14 protein-coding genes and 1 tRNA gene are annotated in these 17,178 nt (G+C 68.7%); 6 read left to right on the forward strand and 9 right to left on the reverse strand.

The window, feature by feature from the left end; genetic code table 11:
• The first annotated feature begins 493 nt into the window (after positions 1-493).
• A complete protein-coding gene (locus L3V18_RS01845; RefSeq protein WP_237053684.1) occupies positions 494-3,787 on the forward strand; it encodes an Rne/Rng family ribonuclease in 3,294 nt (1,097 codons plus the stop codon).
• 421 nt (positions 3,788-4,208) lie between these two features.
• Here the strand turns inward: L3V18_RS01845 and L3V18_RS01850 are convergent, their stop codons facing one another.
• Positions 4,209-4,853, reverse strand: a complete 645-nt coding sequence (locus L3V18_RS01850) for a response regulator (protein ID WP_237052902.1) — start codon at positions 4,851-4,853, stop codon at positions 4,209-4,211.
• A gap of 203 nt (positions 4,854-5,056) precedes the next feature.
• Here L3V18_RS01850 and L3V18_RS01855 point away from each other — a divergent pair, with 203 nt between their 5' ends.
• Positions 5,057-5,977: a M28 family metallopeptidase gene (locus L3V18_RS01855; RefSeq protein WP_237052903.1), complete on the forward strand. Its 921-nt coding sequence runs from the start codon at positions 5,057-5,059 to the stop codon at positions 5,975-5,977.
• Between the two features lie 12 nt (positions 5,978-5,989).
• Here the strand turns inward: L3V18_RS01855 and L3V18_RS01860 are convergent, their stop codons facing one another.
• Positions 5,990-7,339 carry a DHA2 family efflux MFS transporter permease subunit gene (locus tag L3V18_RS01860; RefSeq protein WP_237052904.1) on the reverse strand — a complete coding sequence of 450 codons (1,350 nt, stop codon included), beginning with the start codon at positions 7,337-7,339 and terminating at the stop codon, positions 5,990-5,992.
• A 67-nt stretch (positions 7,340-7,406) separates the two neighbouring features.
• On the opposite strand from L3V18_RS01860, the gene L3V18_RS01865 reads away from it, so the two are divergent.
• Positions 7,407-8,042: a TetR/AcrR family transcriptional regulator gene (locus L3V18_RS01865; RefSeq protein ID WP_237052905.1), complete on the forward strand. Its 636-nt coding sequence runs from the start codon at positions 7,407-7,409 to the stop codon at positions 8,040-8,042.
• 238 nt (positions 8,043-8,280) lie between these two features.
• On the opposite strand, the gene L3V18_RS01870 is transcribed toward L3V18_RS01865, so the two are convergent.
• From L3V18_RS01870 to L3V18_RS01895, 7 genes are all read right to left on the reverse strand, one after another.
• Positions 8,281-8,823 (reverse strand): transglycosylase domain-containing protein, encoded by a 543-nt coding sequence (locus L3V18_RS01870; protein WP_237052906.1) that lies wholly within the window; start codon positions 8,821-8,823, stop codon positions 8,281-8,283.
• 36 nt (positions 8,824-8,859) lie between these two features.
• On the reverse strand, positions 8,860-9,351 hold the full coding sequence (locus L3V18_RS01875; protein ID WP_237052907.1) for a hypothetical protein: 492 nt from the start codon (positions 9,349-9,351) through the stop codon (positions 8,860-8,862).
• 116 nt (positions 9,352-9,467) lie between these two features.
• On the reverse strand, positions 9,468-9,671 hold the full coding sequence (locus L3V18_RS19290; protein ID WP_343226300.1) for a YegP family protein: 204 nt from the start codon (positions 9,669-9,671) through the stop codon (positions 9,468-9,470).
• Positions 9,622-10,128 (reverse strand): O-acetyl-ADP-ribose deacetylase, encoded by a 507-nt coding sequence (locus L3V18_RS01880; protein WP_237052908.1) that lies wholly within the window; start codon positions 10,126-10,128, stop codon positions 9,622-9,624. The genes L3V18_RS19290 and L3V18_RS01880 overlap by 50 nt, the downstream gene beginning before the upstream one ends.
• 72 nt (positions 10,129-10,200) lie before the next feature.
• Positions 10,201-10,665, reverse strand: a complete 465-nt coding sequence (locus L3V18_RS01885; RefSeq protein ID WP_237052909.1) for a GlcG/HbpS family heme-binding protein — start codon at positions 10,663-10,665, stop codon at positions 10,201-10,203.
• Between the two features lie 619 nt (positions 10,666-11,284).
• Positions 11,285-11,374 (reverse strand) — tRNA-Ser (locus tag L3V18_RS01890).
• Positions 11,375-11,452: 78 nt separating this feature from the next.
• On the reverse strand, positions 11,453-12,460 hold the full coding sequence (locus L3V18_RS01895; RefSeq protein WP_425493451.1) for a LysR substrate-binding domain-containing protein: 1,008 nt from the start codon (positions 12,458-12,460) through the stop codon (positions 11,453-11,455).
• Positions 12,461-12,581: 121 nt separating this feature from the next.
• Between L3V18_RS01895 and L3V18_RS01900 the strand changes: the two genes are divergently transcribed.
• The 3 genes from L3V18_RS01900 to L3V18_RS01910 all read left to right on the forward strand — a co-directional run bounded on the left by L3V18_RS01900 (position 12,582) and on the right by L3V18_RS01910 (position 16,797).
• The gene (locus L3V18_RS01900; RefSeq protein ID WP_237052910.1) at positions 12,582-13,166 is read left to right on the forward strand and encodes an FMN-dependent NADH-azoreductase; all 585 of its coding nucleotides are present in this window, start codon (positions 12,582-12,584) and stop codon (positions 13,164-13,166) included.
• 231 nt (positions 13,167-13,397) lie between these two features.
• On the forward strand, positions 13,398-13,979 hold the full coding sequence (locus tag L3V18_RS01905; RefSeq protein WP_237052911.1) for an ECF-type sigma factor: 582 nt from the start codon (positions 13,398-13,400) through the stop codon (positions 13,977-13,979).
• A 16-nt stretch (positions 13,980-13,995) separates the two neighbouring features.
• Positions 13,996-16,797: a serine/threonine-protein kinase gene (locus tag L3V18_RS01910; protein ID WP_237052912.1), complete on the forward strand. Its 2,802-nt coding sequence runs from the start codon at positions 13,996-13,998 to the stop codon at positions 16,795-16,797.
• Positions 16,798-17,178 lie beyond the last annotated feature (381 nt).

The raw sequence follows: 17,178 nt of genomic DNA on the forward strand, positions 1-17,178 counted from the left end.
TCCCGGCGGACAACCTCTGGCGCATCCCGGGTTCCAGGTCTCTGGTACAGGGGGTGCTCCGTGGCATCGACCTTCCTGCGGATCCGGTCCGCGTGCGATGGCGCCCACGAAGCGATCTGAACGATCGGCGGTGCCATGTTAGCAAGGGCGGACGGCGGAACCCGGTCTCGTCCGGCGGGTCAAACCGCCTGCAACCTGAAATGAACACACCTGCGCGGCGCGAGGGTCTCCGGACCGGAGCCGCCGCCGGGTCCCCGTCCCGGAGGCGCATGCACGCAGGTGCCTGCATCGCCGGGACTCCAACCGGAAAGCAACAACAAGCGCTCCCGCGGCGTGCCGTGGTGTCGTAGCGCTGGAAATTGAAACCTTGCCGGCGCCTGCCCCGGGCATGGCGACGGCACGGACGCAGTATCCAGAGGCGAAACGCCACGGCGTTCCGCGCGACCTGCCTTCGGGCGGGATGCAGCGCGCGAGGACGTGAACAATGAAGCGAATGCTGATCAACGCAACGCAGGCCGAAGAGCTGCGTGTCGCGATCGTGGACGGCCAGACCCTGTACGACATCGACATCGAACAGCCGTCCAAGGAACAGAAGAAGTCCAACATCTACAAGGGCAAGATCACCCGTCTCGAGCCCTCCCTCGAAGCCGCCTTCGTCGACTACGGCGCCGAGCGCCACGGCTTCCTCCCGCTGAAGGAAATCTCCCGCGACTACTTCCAGTCCGGCGTCGATCACAACAAGGCGTCGCTCCGCGAGCTGCTGCGCGAGGGCCAGGAGGTCGTGGTCCAGGTCGACAAGGAGGAGCGCGGCAACAAGGGCGCCGCTCTGACCACCTTCATTTCGCTGGCCGGCCGCTACATGGTGCTGATGCCGAACTCGCCCAGCGCCGGCGGCGTCTCGCGCCGGATCGAGGGCGAGGACCGCGCCGAGCTCAAGCGCGCGATGGACGCGCTGCAGATTCCGGACGACATGGGCGTGATCATCCGCACCGCCGGCGTCGGCCGCGACGCCGAAGAGCTGCAGTGGGACCTGGACTACCTCATCAGCGTCTGGAAGGCGATCACCGATGCCGCACTGGCCAAGCCTTCGCCATTCCTGATCTACCAGGAATCGAGGCTGATCATCCGCGCGCTGCGCGACTACATGCGTCCGGACATCGGCGAGATCCTGGTCGACACCGACGAGATGTACGCCGAGGCGCGCGAGTTCGTCGAGCAGGTGATGCCGCACAACCTGCGCAAGCTCAAGCACTACACCGACGACACCCCGCTGTTCAACCGGTTCCAGATCGAGTCGCAGATCGAGAGCGCCTATGAGCGCGAGGTGCGGCTGCCGTCCGGCGGCGCCCTGGTGATCGACCAGACCGAGGCGCTGACCGCGATCGACGTCAACTCCGCGCGCGCGACCAAGGGCGGCGACATCGAGGAGACCGCGTTCAACACCAATCTCGAGGCGGCCGAGGAAGTCGCGCGCCAGATGCGCCTGCGCGACCTCGGCGGCCTGGTGGTGATCGACTTCATCGACATGTCGAGCAACCGCCACCAGCGCGAGGTCGAGAACCGCCTGCAGCACGCGCTTAAGCAGGATCGCGCGCGCGTCCAGGTCGGCCGCATCTCGCGTTTCGGCCTGCTCGAGATGAGCCGCCAGCGCCTGCGCCCGAGCCTGGGCGAGTCCAGCCAGATCGTCTGCCCCCGCTGCGAGGGTCACGGGCGCATGCGCAGCGTCGAGTCGCTTTCGCTGTCGATCCTGCGCCTGGCCGAAGAGCACGCGATGAAGGACAACACCGGCCAGGTGCTGGTGCAGGCTCCGACCGAGATCGCGACCTTCCTGCTCAACGAGAAGCGCCGCGCGCTGATCGAGATCGAGCAGCGTCACGACGCGCCGGTGGTCATCGTCGCCGACGAGCAGCTGCACACTCCGCATTTCGAGGTGACGCGCATCCGCGAGAACGAACTCGAGGAGGAAACCAGCAAGCCCAGCTACCGTCGCGGCACTCCGCGCAAGCTGCCGACGCACGCACTGACCAAGGCCCATCTGAACATTCCTCCGGCGCCGGCGGTGACCAAGGTCAAGCCCAACCGCCCCGCCCCGCAGCGCGAGCCGCGCGAGACCGAGGAAGCGCCCGTCGCCGCGCCTGCGCCTGCACCGGCGGTGCAGGCACCGACCCATTCCGTCGGCGTGGTCGAGCGGATCCTGCGTTTCTTCCGCGGCAGCAATGCAATCGAGGTCACCAAGCCGGCCGAAAGCAAGCCTGCTGCCGGCAGGCCGTCCCAGGGCGAGCGCGGCGGCAGCCGCGCCGACAACCGCGGCGAGGCGCGCGGCAACGGCCGCCGCGGCAAGGGCGGACGTCGCGACGAGCCCAGGCGCGGTCAGGGCCGTAGCGGCGAGAAGCAGGCCGAGAAGCAGGCCGAAAAGCAGACCGAGAAGCAGGTCGACCGCACCAGCGAAGCGAAGGAAACCGCACAACAGACCCGCGATGGCCGAAAGGGCCAGAAGGGTGCGCAGGCGGCGGACAGGACGCAGGGCGAAGGCGGCCGCAAGCCGCGCAGCGAAGTCCGCACGGAGACCGCCGGCGACAAGCGCGACGACAGGGGTGCACGCGCCGAGGTCATGAGCGAAGACGCGGCCGGTACGAAGGCCGCAACGGCCGCCGCCGCCGCGGCAACGGATATCGCCGCGTCGGCAGCGCCTGCCCAGGATCCGACGACGAACGCCGCTCAGCCGACCTCGGTCGGCGATGCCGCATCGAACTCCGACGAATCGGGCGAAGGCGGCAGTCGTCGCCGTCGCGGCCGTCGCGGAGGCCGTCGCCGCCGTCGCGGTGCCACCGCTGCCGGTGCGGAGAACGCAGGCGAGAACGCGTCAGGCAGTGCCGGCGCCGGAGAGGACGATTCCTCCACCGATGCCGCCGACGCTTCGGCGAAGGACATGCCGACGGACCGTCCGGCATCGTCCGATCGCGGCACCACGACAGTTGGAACCGCCACTTCCACCGCAGCAGCTGCCGCGACGGTGATCGCGTCCGACGGCGGCGACGACGATGCACCCGTTGCGACCGTCAGCCGCTCCCAGCCCGAGTTCGACTTCGACGATGTCGAGCTGCCGCCGGTACCGCCGTCGGCCGCGGAAACGCCCCGCGGCTCCGAACCCGCGACGGTGGTTCCGGCACAGCCGGCATCCGCTGCGACGGCCGGCGCCGACGCTGGGAATACCTCCGGGTCCGCCGATACCGTTGCCGAGGATGGCGACACCACGGGCCAGGACGACAGCCGGAGCATCGCCACGGTCGCGCCGCCCGGCATCGCCGAAACCGCAGCGTCTGAACGGGCGGATGCCGACGACGGCGACGTCCCCGCAACGGCCCCCGATGCGCAGGCCGGGAAGCCGGACGACACGACCGCCGAGGCGGACGCGCCGGCACCGGACACTGCCCGGGTCGAGCCGACGACGAACACAGCGGATTTCACGGAGAAGTCTTCCGCCGACGTCGAGCCGGCTGCCGCTCCCGTCGTCGAACCTGCAGTCGCCGCGGCCGAAGCCGCCGAATCGGTCGTCGCCGAACCTGCCGCCGTGGAAGAAGACGCGGAAACGCCAGAAGCGGAGGAGCCGGCGCCTGTCGCGGCCGGAAACGCGACCCGCCAGGTCAGCCTCTTCGACGTCGAAGCCGATGCGTCCACTCCGGACACGGACGAAACCACGCAGGCCGACGACGGCACGGCGAACGCAACGAAATCGGCCTCCAACGATGCCGACGACGATGCCGAGGCCGGCAAGCGCCACGCCTGATTGCGACCCGCCGGACACGGCGGTCCCAAGCCCGCGCCCATGGAGGGGCGCACAGCATGAAGGGCTGCCCGCACCTGGTGCCGGCAGCCCTTCATCGTTTGTCGGCGATGAATCGTCCGGAGCTCAATCGGATGGAGGGCGCCGCACGGCACTGTCCGTTGGCGCCGCTGTGTCAGTGCGAGCGGACCGGATGCCGACCGCTACCGGTCCGCCACTCGCTCGATGGGGGCCGGCACGGGCGATCGCGTCTCGCCAATACCACGCAGGTCCGCGCATCCTGGCTGGCCAGTCGTCGACGCGGCGCGCGGCCGGGATCGCGGCGTGGCCGCCGGGCGGTGGGCGCTGAGCCGGTCGGGTCACCGGGCCCCGGACGGCTCCGGACAGGATCACAGGAGCCAGCGCGGCCGTCGGCCTGTTGCGCTCAGAGCGCGAGCGAAGGGTCGGCCAGCCCGTACTGGCGCGCCAGCCGCGCCAGGCCAACGGTGTCCTCCACCGCCAGCTTCGCGAACACGTTGGCCTTGTGCGTGTAGACGGTCTTCGGACTGAGGCTCAGTCGCTTCGCGATCGCGTCCTGGCGCATGCCCTGGACCAGCAGCATCGCGACCTCGAGTTCGCGCCGGCTGAGGCTTTCGAACGGCGATTCTCCATCGACCATTGCTTCCAGCGCGATGTGCTGCGCGACGTTGCCGGCCAGGTAACGCTTGCCGCGGGAGACCTCGCGTATCGCGCGCAGCAGCTCGGCCGCGTCGCCGCCCTTGCCGACATAGCCGGAAGCACCGGTGGCCAACAGCCGTCGCGGCATCGGACCGTCCTCCAGCACCGAGACGATGATGACGCGGGAACGGCCCATCGCGACGATCTGCTCGGTCAGTCGCAATCCGCCCACCCCTGGCATGTGCAGGTCGCACAGCACCACGTCGGGCTGCAGTTGCCGGATCTCCGGGAGCGCCTGTTCGCCACTTCCCGCTTCGCCCACGACTTCAATGTCGACCTCGGCCGACATCAGCATGCGCATTCCCGTGCGCACCAGCGCATGATCATCGACGAGGTATACCCGGATCGTCATCCCTGTCCCTCTGGCGGCCCGTCGGCGCCGACGGCTGCCCAGAAGGCTACGTCCGGACCCTCCCCCCTGCAAGTCGCGCGGCCAGCCGGCCTGTCTCCCGGCATGCGATTGGCGGGCATCCGCAAGCCCGTGACCTGCGGCCCATGGGCGTGCACGCCGGCCTGCGGCACACTCGGATTCCGCCCCCAACCAACGAGTCAAGGATGCGCCGTCACCACGCTCTCGCCATCATCGCCAGCCTCGCCCTGGCCCTGTCCGCCTGCACCAGCCTGCCATCGCCGTCCAGCGACCGCGCCGCGACGCCATTGTCGCCGGCCGCAAGCGGCTGGCATGGCGACGTGGTCGCGATCGTCGCCGGCGGCGACAACGCCGGACGTGGCGAGGCCATCGTGCGCCAGCTGGAGGCATTGCGGATTCCGTGGCAGGCGCAGCCGTTCGAGATCGACGAACAGAGCGGTCGCAATCTGCTGGCGACCGTCAGCGGTACCGCCGACGCGCCGTTGCTGCTGCTCGGCGCGCATTACGACAAGGTCGATGTCGGCGACGGCGTGACCGACAACGCCTCCGGCAGCGCGGTGGTGCTGGCGCTCGCCCAGCGCTTCCGCGAGCGCCCCCTCGCCCATCACCGTGTCGCGGTCGCGTTCTGGGATCTGGAGGAGCGCGGCCTGCTCGGTTCCCGCGCCTATATCGAACAGGACAGCGAGCAGCCGGCGCTGTACGTGAACTTCGACGTGTTCGGCTGGGGCGACACGCTGTGGATGATGAGTCCGGATCCCGCCTCGCCGATGACCGACGCCAGCCGTGCCGCCGCCGACGCCGCCCGGCTGGCGTTCGCGCCCGGTGAGCAATACCCGCCGACCGACCACCGCGCCTTTCTCAAGGCCGGCTGGCCGGCGGTGTCCTACTCGATGGTCGGCGCCGAGGAGATCGACGGTATCCTGGCGATGTACCAGGGCAGGAAGCCGAAGCGGACGCCGAAGGTGATGAAGGTGATCCACAGCGACGACGACACCCTGTCCGCACTCGATGCCGAGGCCGTCGCGCGCGGCGTCGACGTGGTCGAAGCGGCTTTGCGGCGATGGGATGCCTCGAAGGGAGTGGGTGCCGCCGCTGCCGGCCATTGAACCGGGGCGGCATCACGCCGGACCGCGGGCTCGCGACAACGGCAACGCCGTGAACATCGCCGCCGCCGCGAGCACCGCCAACAGCAGGAAACCCCGGTCGTAAGCGTGTGCGCCGCCGCGTTCGAGCAACGCCACCACGGCAACCGCGCCGGCGGCGCCACCCAGCCGCTGGGCGATATTGACCAGGGTCGCCGCATCACCGCTCACGCCGCGACCGGCCGTGGCGTAGGCGGCCGTCATCGCCGGCATCTGCGCCAGCGCCAGTCCGGCCCCACGAACAAGCAGCAGGACCGTTGCCGGCAGCAACGCCCACGATGCCGGCGCGAACAGGAACGGTGCCGTGCCCAGCAGCAACAGCCCGCCGCCGGCGACGCCGACCGGCGTCGCGCCGACGCGATCGGTCAGGCCTCCGGCAAGCGGCAGCGCGCAGGCCGAACCGATTCCCATCGCCAGCAGCAACGCGCCCGCATCGGGCGGCCCGAATCCGGCCCCGCGTTGCAGGTACAGCGGCAGCAACAGCAGCCCGCCGTACATGCTCGCTCCGGTCAGCGCGACCGTGGCCAACGACACGGCGACCCCCGGCCGCCTCAATAACGCCAGATCGAGTAGCGGCGCCTGTGAACGCAAGGTGCGGACGACAAACGCCACCAGCAGCAGTGCTCCGGAGGCGAGCCAGCCGATACCGCGCCCGCCTTCGCCATGCCCGGAAACGCCATACAGCAGCAGCGGAAGGCCGAGTCCCGCCGTCATTGTTCCGAGCAGGTCGGGAGGCGGACACGCGTTCGCCTCGCCGTCCGGCAGCCAGCGCCTTGCGGCCAGCAACGCGAGCGCACCCACCGGCAGGTTGAGCCAGAAGATCCATCGCCATGACGCCTCGACCAGCCAGCCGCCCAGCCACGGCCCAAATGCCGGGCCCAGCGCCACCGCGAATCCGACGCTGCCCATCAGCCGTCCGAGCTGGCGCCGGTCCGCCTGTGCCGCCAGCACTGCCTGCCCGGCCGGCACCATCGCCCCGGCCGCCAACCCCTGCAAGATGCGCGCAACGACCAGTTGCGGCAGATCCCGCGACAACGCGCACAACGCCGAGGCGGCGATGAATCCCGCCAGGCCCGCCGTCCACACCCGGCCATGACCGAAGCGGCGGATCAGCCAGCCCGTCACCGGCAGTACCACCGCCAGCGCGATCAGGTAACCGGTCGCGACCCATTGCACGCCCCCCAGCCGCACGTCGAGGTCGATACGGATCGTTTCCAGCGCCAGATTGGCGGCGGTCGAGTCGAGCATCGCCATGAACGCTCCCGCTCCTGTGAGCGCGGCAAGCGCCCACAGTCGCGGCGGGATTTCCGGCAGGTCATGCCGCATGCGAGAGGCCTCGTTCGACACAGAGGATAATGATACAATTGTATCACTCAATCGCCAGTGCCTGCCGATGCCCAGAACCGCCGACCATGCACAGCGCCGCGAGCAGATCTTGCAAGCGATGACCGCTGTCGCCCTGCGCGATGGACTGCCCGCGGTGTCGATGCGCGCCGTAGCCGCCGAAGCCGGCATCTCGCTGCGGCTGGTGCAGTATTACTTCGGCAGCAAAGCCGCGCTGATGCATGCAGGCCTGGAGCAACTGGAGTCCCGCAGCCTGCAGCGCTGGTCCTCCCGGACCGTGGGAGGTGGGCAGGCGTCGGCCTTCGACACCCTGTTGGCGTTGTTCGCCGAAGCCTTGCCGGTCGACGACGAACAACGGGCATTCCATTTCCTGTGGATGTCGTATGCGGTTCTGGCAATGACCGATGGCGACATTCCCGGGCGCACATTCATCCAGGGCCCCGACCGGCTGCAGGCACGGATCGCCGCCGAACTGGAACGGGGCATCGCGAACCGCGAATTCCGCGCCGCTATCGATCCTGCGATCGAATCGGCCGCCCTGCTCGCCCTGCTGCACGGCCTTGGCACCGCAGTCCTGGTGGGACAGCAGGATTCGGCCACGGCGATGGCCGCGGCCACGCTGCAGCTGGACCGGCTCCGATGCGCGGACGGCATGAACCGACCGCCCGGCCCGGGCGCGGACTGACCGGAGCCGGCCCCCCCGGCCGTCATGGCCGGACATGCGAAGCGGATCCAGACATCCGCCACCACCCGTCGCCGGCCAGCTGTCGCAACGCGCGTCACTCAACCCGGCTGCAGGCCGCAATGCCCCTGCTTCAACCACTGCCACAGCGCCTGCGCGACCGGTCCATGCGGCCGGTCTCCGCGCCGGATCGCCGCAAACGTCTCGTCGCGGCCCGGCAGATGCGGGTTGTCGCGGGGGACTACTCCGGCATCCGGCCGCTGGCCTCCGGCAACCGCCTGGCGCGACGATCCAGCCCTTCGCGATCCCTGAGATAGAACGACGGCGCACGGGTGATCGCCACCGTCGTTGCCGCCTGTTTCGGCGAAAGCCGGCTCAACGGTTTTCCGAACTCGCGTTCGGCGAAGTCGTTCAAGCCTCGGCCGGTGCCGTTGTAGGACAAGGCGCAATACAGGCCATAGATCTGCGATTCGTCCAGATGCAAGGGAAGTAGCCAGACCAGCATCGCCTCATGCAGGTGCCTCCAGCCGGATCTGTCATGCGGACGCAGCAGGTGCGCAACCATGCGCGCGATGGACAACTCGGGGCCGCCGGTTTCGTGATCGATCATTTCGCGGACCCGCTCCGGCGGCGCGGCATCCTCCGGATCCGCCGCGGCGAGAACCGCCTCGATCCGGCCCAGATGAGGTCGAACAGCAGCGATGTCGTAGGCGAACAGCACCAGCGCCGGGAGACCGATCAACAGCGCCAGGGCCCTGGCCGCGTTGCCCACGACACCGCTCATCACGCTTCTCCCCTGGAAACGATAAACGGCCAGACCTCAGGCGCTTTCCAGCGGCAGCGTCCGCATCTGCACATCGGAAGCCTCGATGAGCCAGTGCGCATGCAATCCCGGCGCGCCCGCCCACTCAATCTCATGGATCACATTACCTGCATCGCTGAGCCGGACTTCACTGTAACGCCAATCGAAGTGACCTGCCCCCGATCGGGGATTGTTCAAGGTGTAGGAGAAGACCTCTGGGTAGAACAGCTCGATGTAGCGGTCGTGGTACGCACCAAGCAGGCGCACTCGCAAGCTCAGAGAACGGAATTCACGACGCTCTCCCTCCGACGGTTCCTCGAACCTGGCCCATTCGAGCCAGCTGTCATGCGGACAATTCGGATCCGTTGCGTCGAAGAGCAGGCCAGATGCCGCCAACTCGTACGCGGCAGCCGGGAATCTCGGCCGGTTCTGCTCTAGGTATTCGACATACCTGCGGAAAGGAGCATTCGGATCACCGTCTGCGTGCAGTTGCCGGGAAAGGAGAAACATGGGAATCCACCGGGTGGTTCTGGTGTGTGGCGAGTGAGGTGCGGGGAAGGTGCTGCCAAGACCTGCAACGGATCATAAGACCGGACGGACGGGCATTCGTCCGGTCTTGGGTCAAGTCACTCCCTGACCGGCGTTGCGTAATGGGTGGATTTGACAAGATCGATGCCTGCCTCGGCGCCCGACCTGTTGTAGTAGCTCTCACCCGAGTCGGCGATCTTCCTGTTGTTGGCGGCATAGAGAGTCCACCGCCAATAGCCGCCATGGTCCGACTCAACTCCCGAACCGCGCCAAGGCTTCCCGGTAGATCCCAAGATCATCATCGCTGAAGCAGCAGAATATGGCCTGTTCAATGCATCCTGCCCGGTGCGAGGAAACGGTACCGATGGCGATCCGTGCGGCCTCGGGCTTCGGGTACCCGTAGATGCCGGTGCTGATGCCCGGGAAAGCGATGGAACGGACGCCCAGCGTCTCGGCCACCATCAGGGAGTTCGCATAGCAATCCGACAGCAACTCGGCTTCCCCGTCGTTTCCACCACGCCAGACCGGGCCGACCGTGTGGATGACATGCATCGCCGGCAAACGGTAGCCCTTGGTGGCCTTGGCCTGCCCCGTCCTGCAACCACCCAGCAGCCTGCATTCGTGAACCAGTTCAGGGCCGGCCGCCCGATGGATAGCGCCGTCCACGCCGCCGCCTCCCAGCAACGAACTGTTTGCCGCGTTGACGATGGCGTCGACGGCCAGCGTGGTGATGTCGGCCCTGAGGGCTGTAAGCTGCACCCGCTCTTTACCTTTTGCCGGGACGGCCCCGTATCCCGAGACCCCGGCCCGCGCGAGTTGCCTGCGGCTCTTTCATTCGCCGAGCCAGTCGACGCCGGCCTGGGCGATCCTGCCGTCCTCGGAAGCCTGGACGCCGGAGACACCGATCCCGCCGATCACGTTGCCGTCGACCACGAGCCGCAGGCCTCCTTCGATGGGCATGCCCGCCGGCAGCGCCAGCACCACGTTGTTTCCATCCGCCAACAGGTTCTGGTGAAAACCCGTGTCCCGCCGGTAGTTCGCGGCATGCTGGGCCTTGGCGATCGCGATATCGACGCTGGAATTGGACGAGTCGTCCATGCGGAGGAAATGAAGCAGACGTCCCGACTCGTCCACGATGGCGATCGAGACGTTCCAGTTGTTGCGCCGCGCCACGGCCTCGGCCGCCGCCGCGATCTGCCTGACGGTCTCGAGGCTGAGGACGGTTCTCGTCCGCAGGTGCTTGTCGGCTGAAGAGCCGGCGATCCCCTGCACGGGAACGAGCAGACCAAGCAGCAATGCAGCCAGAAGGTTCTTTCGTGTCACTACGATGCTCCTGAAGGATAGCGAGATGGCGGGATGACGACTGCTCGACAGCGTAGCGCAAGAACATTGCTGGCCGGGCACACCGTGACGGGTACCTCCGCGGCAATGCCGCCCCAATACCAGACCGAGCAACCAGCTCGTCACCTGGGCCATCGCCGAGGCGCCGGGCGAGGACTACGGAGCATGAAAGGCGCTGCTCCGCACTCCGGAAGACGTACGCCGTCCGCAAGAAGAAGCGGGCCGAGCGCAACGCGACAGCCCCGAAGATGAAGAAGCGCGCGACGATGATCCGCCGCGGTCGCTGGCCGAACGGAATGTCCCGGCAGTGACGCATCGCGTCCGTGTTGCGCTCCGGTGGAGGTCAGGATGTGGACTTCTGGACGTGCGCCTGGACGCGATGAGAGAGCAGCCATGCGGCTGTCCAGATCGGCATCCTGCCGAGCTGTCGAACCGGCGCCTCCGGCGCCGGTTCTCATCCAGATCCACTTCCACCCCCACATACGCGAAACGCCCCATTCGGGGCGCTTCGCGTATGTGGCGGAGAGATGGTATGCACACAGGCCGGCAATCCCACGAACGCAGCCATCGAAGATGGCGGAGAGAGTGGGATTCGAACCCACGGAAGGTTTGACCCTTCGCCGGTTTTCAAGACCGGTGCCTTAAACCGCTCGGCCATCTCTCCGGTGTCGGCATGTCGCCGTCTGGCTGTTCCCTGCATTGCGCCGGGCGGGCGCATTGTCGCACGGGTGCCGGGCAATCCCTAGCCGCTGGCGGCCGCGGCGCCGGGCAGCGCGATGACCGGTCCGCCGGCCGTTTCCTCGTCGCTGCAGGGCCGTCCGCGGATCTCGGCGCACTTCAGGCGGTCGGCCTCGACCAGGCCCGGTGCCTTCTCGGCAAGGAAGTCGATGAACACCCGCACCGCAGGCAGCATGCCGCGGCGCGATGCGAACACCGCGTGGAAGATCCCCTGCGGCAGGCGCCAGTCCGGCAGTACCACTTCCAGCTCGCCGTTGCGCACCGCATCCGAGCAGATCGTCTCCGGCAGCATGGTGATGCCGACGCCCTGCTTGGCCATCGCCATCAGCATCGGGAAGTCGAAGCCGGCCACGCGCGGCTTGAGGTCGACCCGGCGCACCGCGCCATCGGGGCCGTGCAGCTCCCAGCGCTGGCGCTGCTCGTCCTCGTTCATGCTCAGGGTGATGTGCTGGTCGAGGTCGTCCGGCGACACCGGCCGGCCCATCTTGCGCAGGTAGTTCGGGCTGGCGACAAGCAGCTCCTGGATCTGGCCGAAGCTGCGCATCACCAGGCTGCCGTCGTCGTCCAGTCGCGAGCGCACCCGCAGGGCGACGTCGATGCCCTCGTTGATCACGTCCACACGGCGATTGCTGATCAGCAACTGCACGTTGACCTGCGGGTACAGGGCGAGGAACTCCGGCAGCAGCTTGGGCATCTGCTGCTGGGCGACGCTGACCGGCACGCTGACCCGGATCGCGCCGCGTGGCTCGGCGCTGAGCCGGTCGACCGCCTCGCGGGCGGCCTGGGCCTCGGCCAGCATCGCCTGGGCGTGACGGTAGACGCTCTGGCCGACATCGGTCACCGCGAAACGGCGGGTCGAGCGCTGCAGCAGGCGCACGCCCATGTCGGTCTCCAGCTGGCTGATGCGGCGGCTCAGCCGCGACTTGGGTATGCCCATCGCGCGCTCGGCGGCGGCGAATCCGGAGTGCTCGACCACCATAGCGAAGTAGTAGAGGTCGTTGAGGTCGTACATGGCCACCTTTCCGAATATGGAACGATTTGTGACATTTACCTATATTTATCTCGATATTGCAACACCCTAGATTGGCCTCACCGCGGCGCCAAAGCCGCCCGTGCTCCCCGAGAGGCCCGTCATGAAACTTCTGCACATCGACTCCAGCGCCCTGGGCGCGAACTCCGTGACCCGTGAGTTGTCCGCCGCGATCGCCGGCCGCTGGCGCGAGTCGTTCCCGGACATCCAGATCGAGTATCGCGATCTGGACGCCAACCCCCTGCCTCACCTGACTGGAGGTTCGCTGGCCCAGGCCGACGCCACCGAGGCCGCGGATGCGGCGCGGACGCTGGAGCAGTTCCTCGCCGCCGACGTGATCGTGATCGGCGCACCGATGTACAACTTCAGCATCCCGTCGACGCTGAAGGCATGGATCGACCGCATCGCGATCGCCGGCAAGACGTTCAGGTACACCGAAACCGGTCCGGTCGGCCTGGCCGGCGGCAAGAAGGTGATCGTCGCCAGTGGCCGTGGCGGCATCCACAGCGGCGCCCCGAGCGACTTCCAGGAGCCCTACCTGAGCCAGGTGTTCGGCTTCCTGGGCATCGACGACGTCGAGTTCGTCCGTGCCGAGGGCGTGGCCTACTCGCCGCAGCACCGCAGCGAGGCGCTGGCCGCCGCCCACCGGGCGATCCCGGCCCCGGTTGGACTGCGCAAGGCGGCGTGAGTCGCGGCCCGCGACTCTCGTGAGCCGCGATTGGGCGTTCCCGATGAAGGCTCCATCGCGGCTCAAGCCGCTCCTGCGGTCGCTCCCGCGGGTCACGCCTGCCGGCGATCTGCGGAGCGGGTCGCGGTCCCCGTCGCGGCCGGTCCGCCGCGACGCGACGGCGCGCTATGCTCCCGGCTACAGGGCTCCGGGACAAAGGGCTCCGAAGTACAGGGGCTGGGGCAGCGCGACATGGGGTATCGCGACATGGACAGGGAAGCATCCAACGACATCACCCGCCTGCTGCAGCGTCACCATGAAGGCGACCGCGATGCGTTCGACCGGATGGTGCCGCTGGTCTACGAACGCCTGCGCGCGATCGCCCGTGGCCAGCTGGCCCGGGCCGGGCGCCGCGGGCAGACCCTGGACACCACCGCGCTGGTGCAGGAGGCCTATCTGCAATTGGTCGACGCCAATGCCGTCGACTGGCAGGACCGCGGCCATTTCTTCGCCATCTGCGCACGGGCGATGCGCCGGATCCTGGTCGACTATGCGCGCCGGCGGCATGCCGCCAAGCGCGGTGGCGGAGCGGTTGCCGTCACGCTCGAGGCCGACATGGTCGCCGCCGACTGCCAGTCCGAGCAGGTGCTGGCGATCGACGCGGCGCTGACTGGGCTGGAGGCGTTCAACGAGCGCCTGGCGCGGGTGGTCGAATGCCGCTACTTCGCCGGCATGACCGAGGAAGAGACCGCCCGCGCCCTCGACACTTCGCTGCGGACCGTGCAGCGCGACTGGATGCGTGCACGTGCCTGGCTGCTGAAGGCCCTGGATTGATGCCGGCGCCGCGCCGATGAGCGACCAAGACCCGCCACCCGGCGTTCCCCGCACGCCCGATCCGCGACAGCGGATCGATGCGCTGTTCGAACAGGCGCTGGATCTGGACGAGGCCGCGCGGGTCGCCCTGCTCGACCGCGAGACCGCCGGCGATCCCGCCTTGCGCGCGGAGGTCGAGGCGCTGCTCGAACTGGCCGGACGCGAAGCGCCGCAGTTGCGGCCCGACGCGCTGCTCGAGGGCGCGCTGTTGCGCGCCTGGGCGGCCGAGCACGGCGACGGCCACGCAGCCGCGACCGGGCTCGACGGGGACGCAAGCGGTCTCCAGCTCGGCCACTGGCGACTGCTGCGGCGGCTCGGCCAGGGGGGGATGGGCACGGTCTACCTGGCCGAACGCGTCAACGCCGGATTCCGCCAGCTCGGCGCGCTCAAGCGGCTGCACGTGGCGCTGGGCTCGAGCGAGTTCCTGCACCGTTTCGCCCAGGAACGGCAGATCCTGGCCTCGCTGAACCATCCCGGCATCGCCCGCCTGCTCGATGGCGGCCGCGACGACGATGGCCACCCGTTCCTGGTGATGGAGTACGTCGAAGGCGAGCCGCTGGATCGCTACTGCGACGACCGCAGGCTCGACATCGGCCAGCGGCTGGCGCTTTTCGTGCGCATCTGCGAAGCGGTCGCGCACGCGCACCGGCACCTGATCGTCCACCGCGACATCAAGCCCTCCAACATCGTGGTCACCGCCGACGGCGAGGTGAAGCTGCTCGATTTCGGCATCGCCAAGGTACTCGGCGACGCCGAGGCACCGCTGCAGCCGCTGACGCGCACCGCGATGCGCGTGTTCACGCCCGAGTACGCCGCGCCCGAACAGGTCACCGGTGCGGCCGCGACCACCGCCACCGACGTCTATCAGCTCGGATTGCTGCTGTACGAGCTGCTCGGCGGGCACCGCGCGCAGGAAACCGGCGCCGGCTCCGCGGCGGCGCTGGAGCGCGCGATCTGCGACAGCGAACCGGTCCGCCCCAGCCAGCGGATCGACTCCGAAGTCGCCGCGGCCCGCGGAACCACGGCATCTGCGCTGCGCCGGCGGCTGCGCGGCGACCTCGACAACATCGTGCTCAAGGCCCTGCGCAAGGTTCCGGAGCGTCGCTACGATTCGGCGCTCGCATTGGCGGAGGACATCGGTCGCTGGCGCCGGCGGCGGCCGGTGCACGCGCGCCCGGAAGGCATCGCATATCGCGGTTGGAAGTTCGTGCGCAGGCATCCATTCGGGATCGCCGCCTCGGCAGCGATGCTCGCGATGCTGGTCGCATACGCGGTCACCGTGACCCGCCAGGCCAATACGATCGCCCATGAGCGCGACCGAGCCCAGGCCGAGGCGACCAAGGCGCGCCAGGTCCAGGCGCTGGTGCTGCAGTTGTTCGAAGGCGCCGACCCGACCCTTTCCGGCGGCACCAAGTTGAGCGCCCGCGAACTGCTGGACCGCGGCTGGGAAGGCATCGAGCGCGAGTTGGGCGGACAGCCCGAGGCACGCGCCGAGCTGCTCGACACCGTCGGCGAAGCCTACCGTCAGCTCGGCGAGTACGAGCGCGCCGGACCACTGTTCACGCAAGCCTTGTCCATTGCACGTGAGCATGCGGGCACGGCACCATTGCAGTTGGCCAGGGCGCTGCGCAGCCGGGGCCGCCTGCACAGCGATCTGGGCGAATTCGAGCAGGCAGAGGCCCTGCTCCGCGATGCCCTCGCACACTACAGGCGGGCATTGGGCGAACCGCACGTGGAGATCGCCAACACGCTGGGCGATCTGGGTTTCATGTTGACCCGTGCGGCAGACTACCCGGCGGCCGAGCGGGTGCATCGTGACGCGCTGGAGATGCGACGACGGCTGTTCGGCAACGAGCATCCCGACGTGGCCGACAGCCTGGTCAAGCTCGGAATGGCCCTGCGCAACCAGGGCAATTACGCCGCCGCCGAGCCGCTGTTGAGCGAGGCGCTGGCGATACGCAGGCGCCTGCTGCCCCCCAGCCATCCGCATCTGGCCCACAACATGTCCGATCTCGCCCTGCTTCGCGCGGACCTGGGCGAGTATGACTCGGCGGAGTCGCTCTACCGCGAAAGCCTGACCCTCACCGCCCACGCCCATGGCAGGCGGCATCCGCATGTCGCCACGGTACTGAACAACCTGGCCCGCCTGTTGCAGGCGCAGCGCCGGTTCGACGAAGCCGAATCACTGCTGCGGGAGGCGCTGGACATCCGGCGGCAGGCATTGGGCGATATCCACCACACCGTTGCGATGAACCTCAACGATCTCGGCCAGGTACGAGCCGAGGCCGGCGATCTCGAAAGCGCGGAACAGCTCTACCTAGAGGCCTTGTCCACCTACGCTCCCGACCATCCATGGCGAGCGGCGACGATATCCAACCTCGGCCAGCTGGCAGAACGTCGCGGCGATCTGCTCGAGGCCGAGCGCCTGTACGTCGAGGCGCTTGAGGGCCAACGCAACCACTACGGGGCCGACCACGACCGCGTCGCCAACGTGCTCGTGCCCTTGGGAACGGTGCTGCACCGGCAGGGGCGGCTGGACGACGCCGAAGCAAGCCTTCGCCAGGCCTTGGATATCTACCGTCTCCGCCTGCGCCCCGGCCACCCACGGGTGGCCGGGGCGCTGCTGCCCCTGGGGCTGTTGCTTGCCGAACGAGGCCGCGATGCCGAGGCCACGGCCCTGCTCGAAGAGGCCGTGCGCATACGGCATGCGGCGTACGGGGACGGCGACGTCCGCACGACCGAGGCAACCCAGGCACTGACCCGGCTGCGTCGGCACTGACCCGTTAATCGCGCCCCCGGAACCCCGGCGATCCTTCTCCACGACGCCCCGCACGTTGCGCATGTCGTCGGTCTCGTCATCCTCGACAACCGGTGCAGACGCATCGGCGTGCAACACTTCGGCGCCCGCGACGAATGGCCGCTGGAGTTCGAAACCGCTTCCGGCGCGAGCACGGGTCCCGGTACCGGCCTCTTCTGGAGATCGGGCACGGCCCTGCTGGTCGTAGTCCCGGGGCCGAGTCTCCCCGGTTGTCGGCCTAGAAATCGCCGGCCAGCGTCGGGTCGGCGCGTACACCGTCCGCCGCGCCCTGGATCGGCTCACCCGCCTCCGGCCCCATGCGCTGCGGTAGCGATCCTGTCGGGACCACGACCTGCGCGGGCA

It is taken from the genome of Marilutibacter chinensis (assembly GCF_021725675.1).
Classification (GTDB): Bacteria; Pseudomonadota; Gammaproteobacteria; order Xanthomonadales; family Xanthomonadaceae; genus Marilutibacter; species Marilutibacter chinensis.

Coding starts and splice junctions, on each gene's coding strand:
- L3V18_RS01860 (WP_237052904.1), bottom strand. CDS start 7,339: ATGCGGCATGACCTGCCGGAAATCCCGCCGCGACTGTGGGCGCTTGCC.
- L3V18_RS01865 (WP_237052905.1), top strand. CDS start 7,407: ATGCCCAGAACCGCCGACCATGCACAGCGCCGCGAGCAGATCTTGCAA.
- L3V18_RS01855 (WP_237052903.1), top strand. CDS start 5,057: ATGCGCCGTCACCACGCTCTCGCCATCATCGCCAGCCTCGCCCTGGCC.
- L3V18_RS01905 (WP_237052911.1), top strand. CDS start 13,398: ATGGGGTATCGCGACATGGACAGGGAAGCATCCAACGACATCACCCGC.
- L3V18_RS01900 (WP_237052910.1), top strand. CDS start 12,582: ATGAAACTTCTGCACATCGACTCCAGCGCCCTGGGCGCGAACTCCGTG.
- L3V18_RS01845 (WP_237053684.1), top strand. CDS start 494: ATGCTGATCAACGCAACGCAGGCCGAAGAGCTGCGTGTCGCGATCGTG.
- L3V18_RS19290 (WP_343226300.1), bottom strand. CDS start 9,671: ATGATGATCTTGGGATCTACCGGGAAGCCTTGGCGCGGTTCGGGAGTT.
- L3V18_RS01850 (WP_237052902.1), bottom strand. CDS start 4,853: ATGACGATCCGGGTATACCTCGTCGATGATCATGCGCTGGTGCGCACG.
- L3V18_RS01910 (WP_237052912.1), top strand. CDS start 13,996: ATGAGCGACCAAGACCCGCCACCCGGCGTTCCCCGCACGCCCGATCCG.
- L3V18_RS01875 (WP_237052907.1), bottom strand. CDS start 9,351: ATGTTTCTCCTTTCCCGGCAACTGCACGCAGACGGTGATCCGAATGCT.
- L3V18_RS01895 (WP_425493451.1), bottom strand. CDS start 12,460: ATGTACGACCTCAACGACCTCTACTACTTCGCTATGGTGGTCGAGCAC.
- L3V18_RS01870 (WP_237052906.1), bottom strand. CDS start 8,823: ATGAGCGGTGTCGTGGGCAACGCGGCCAGGGCCCTGGCGCTGTTGATC.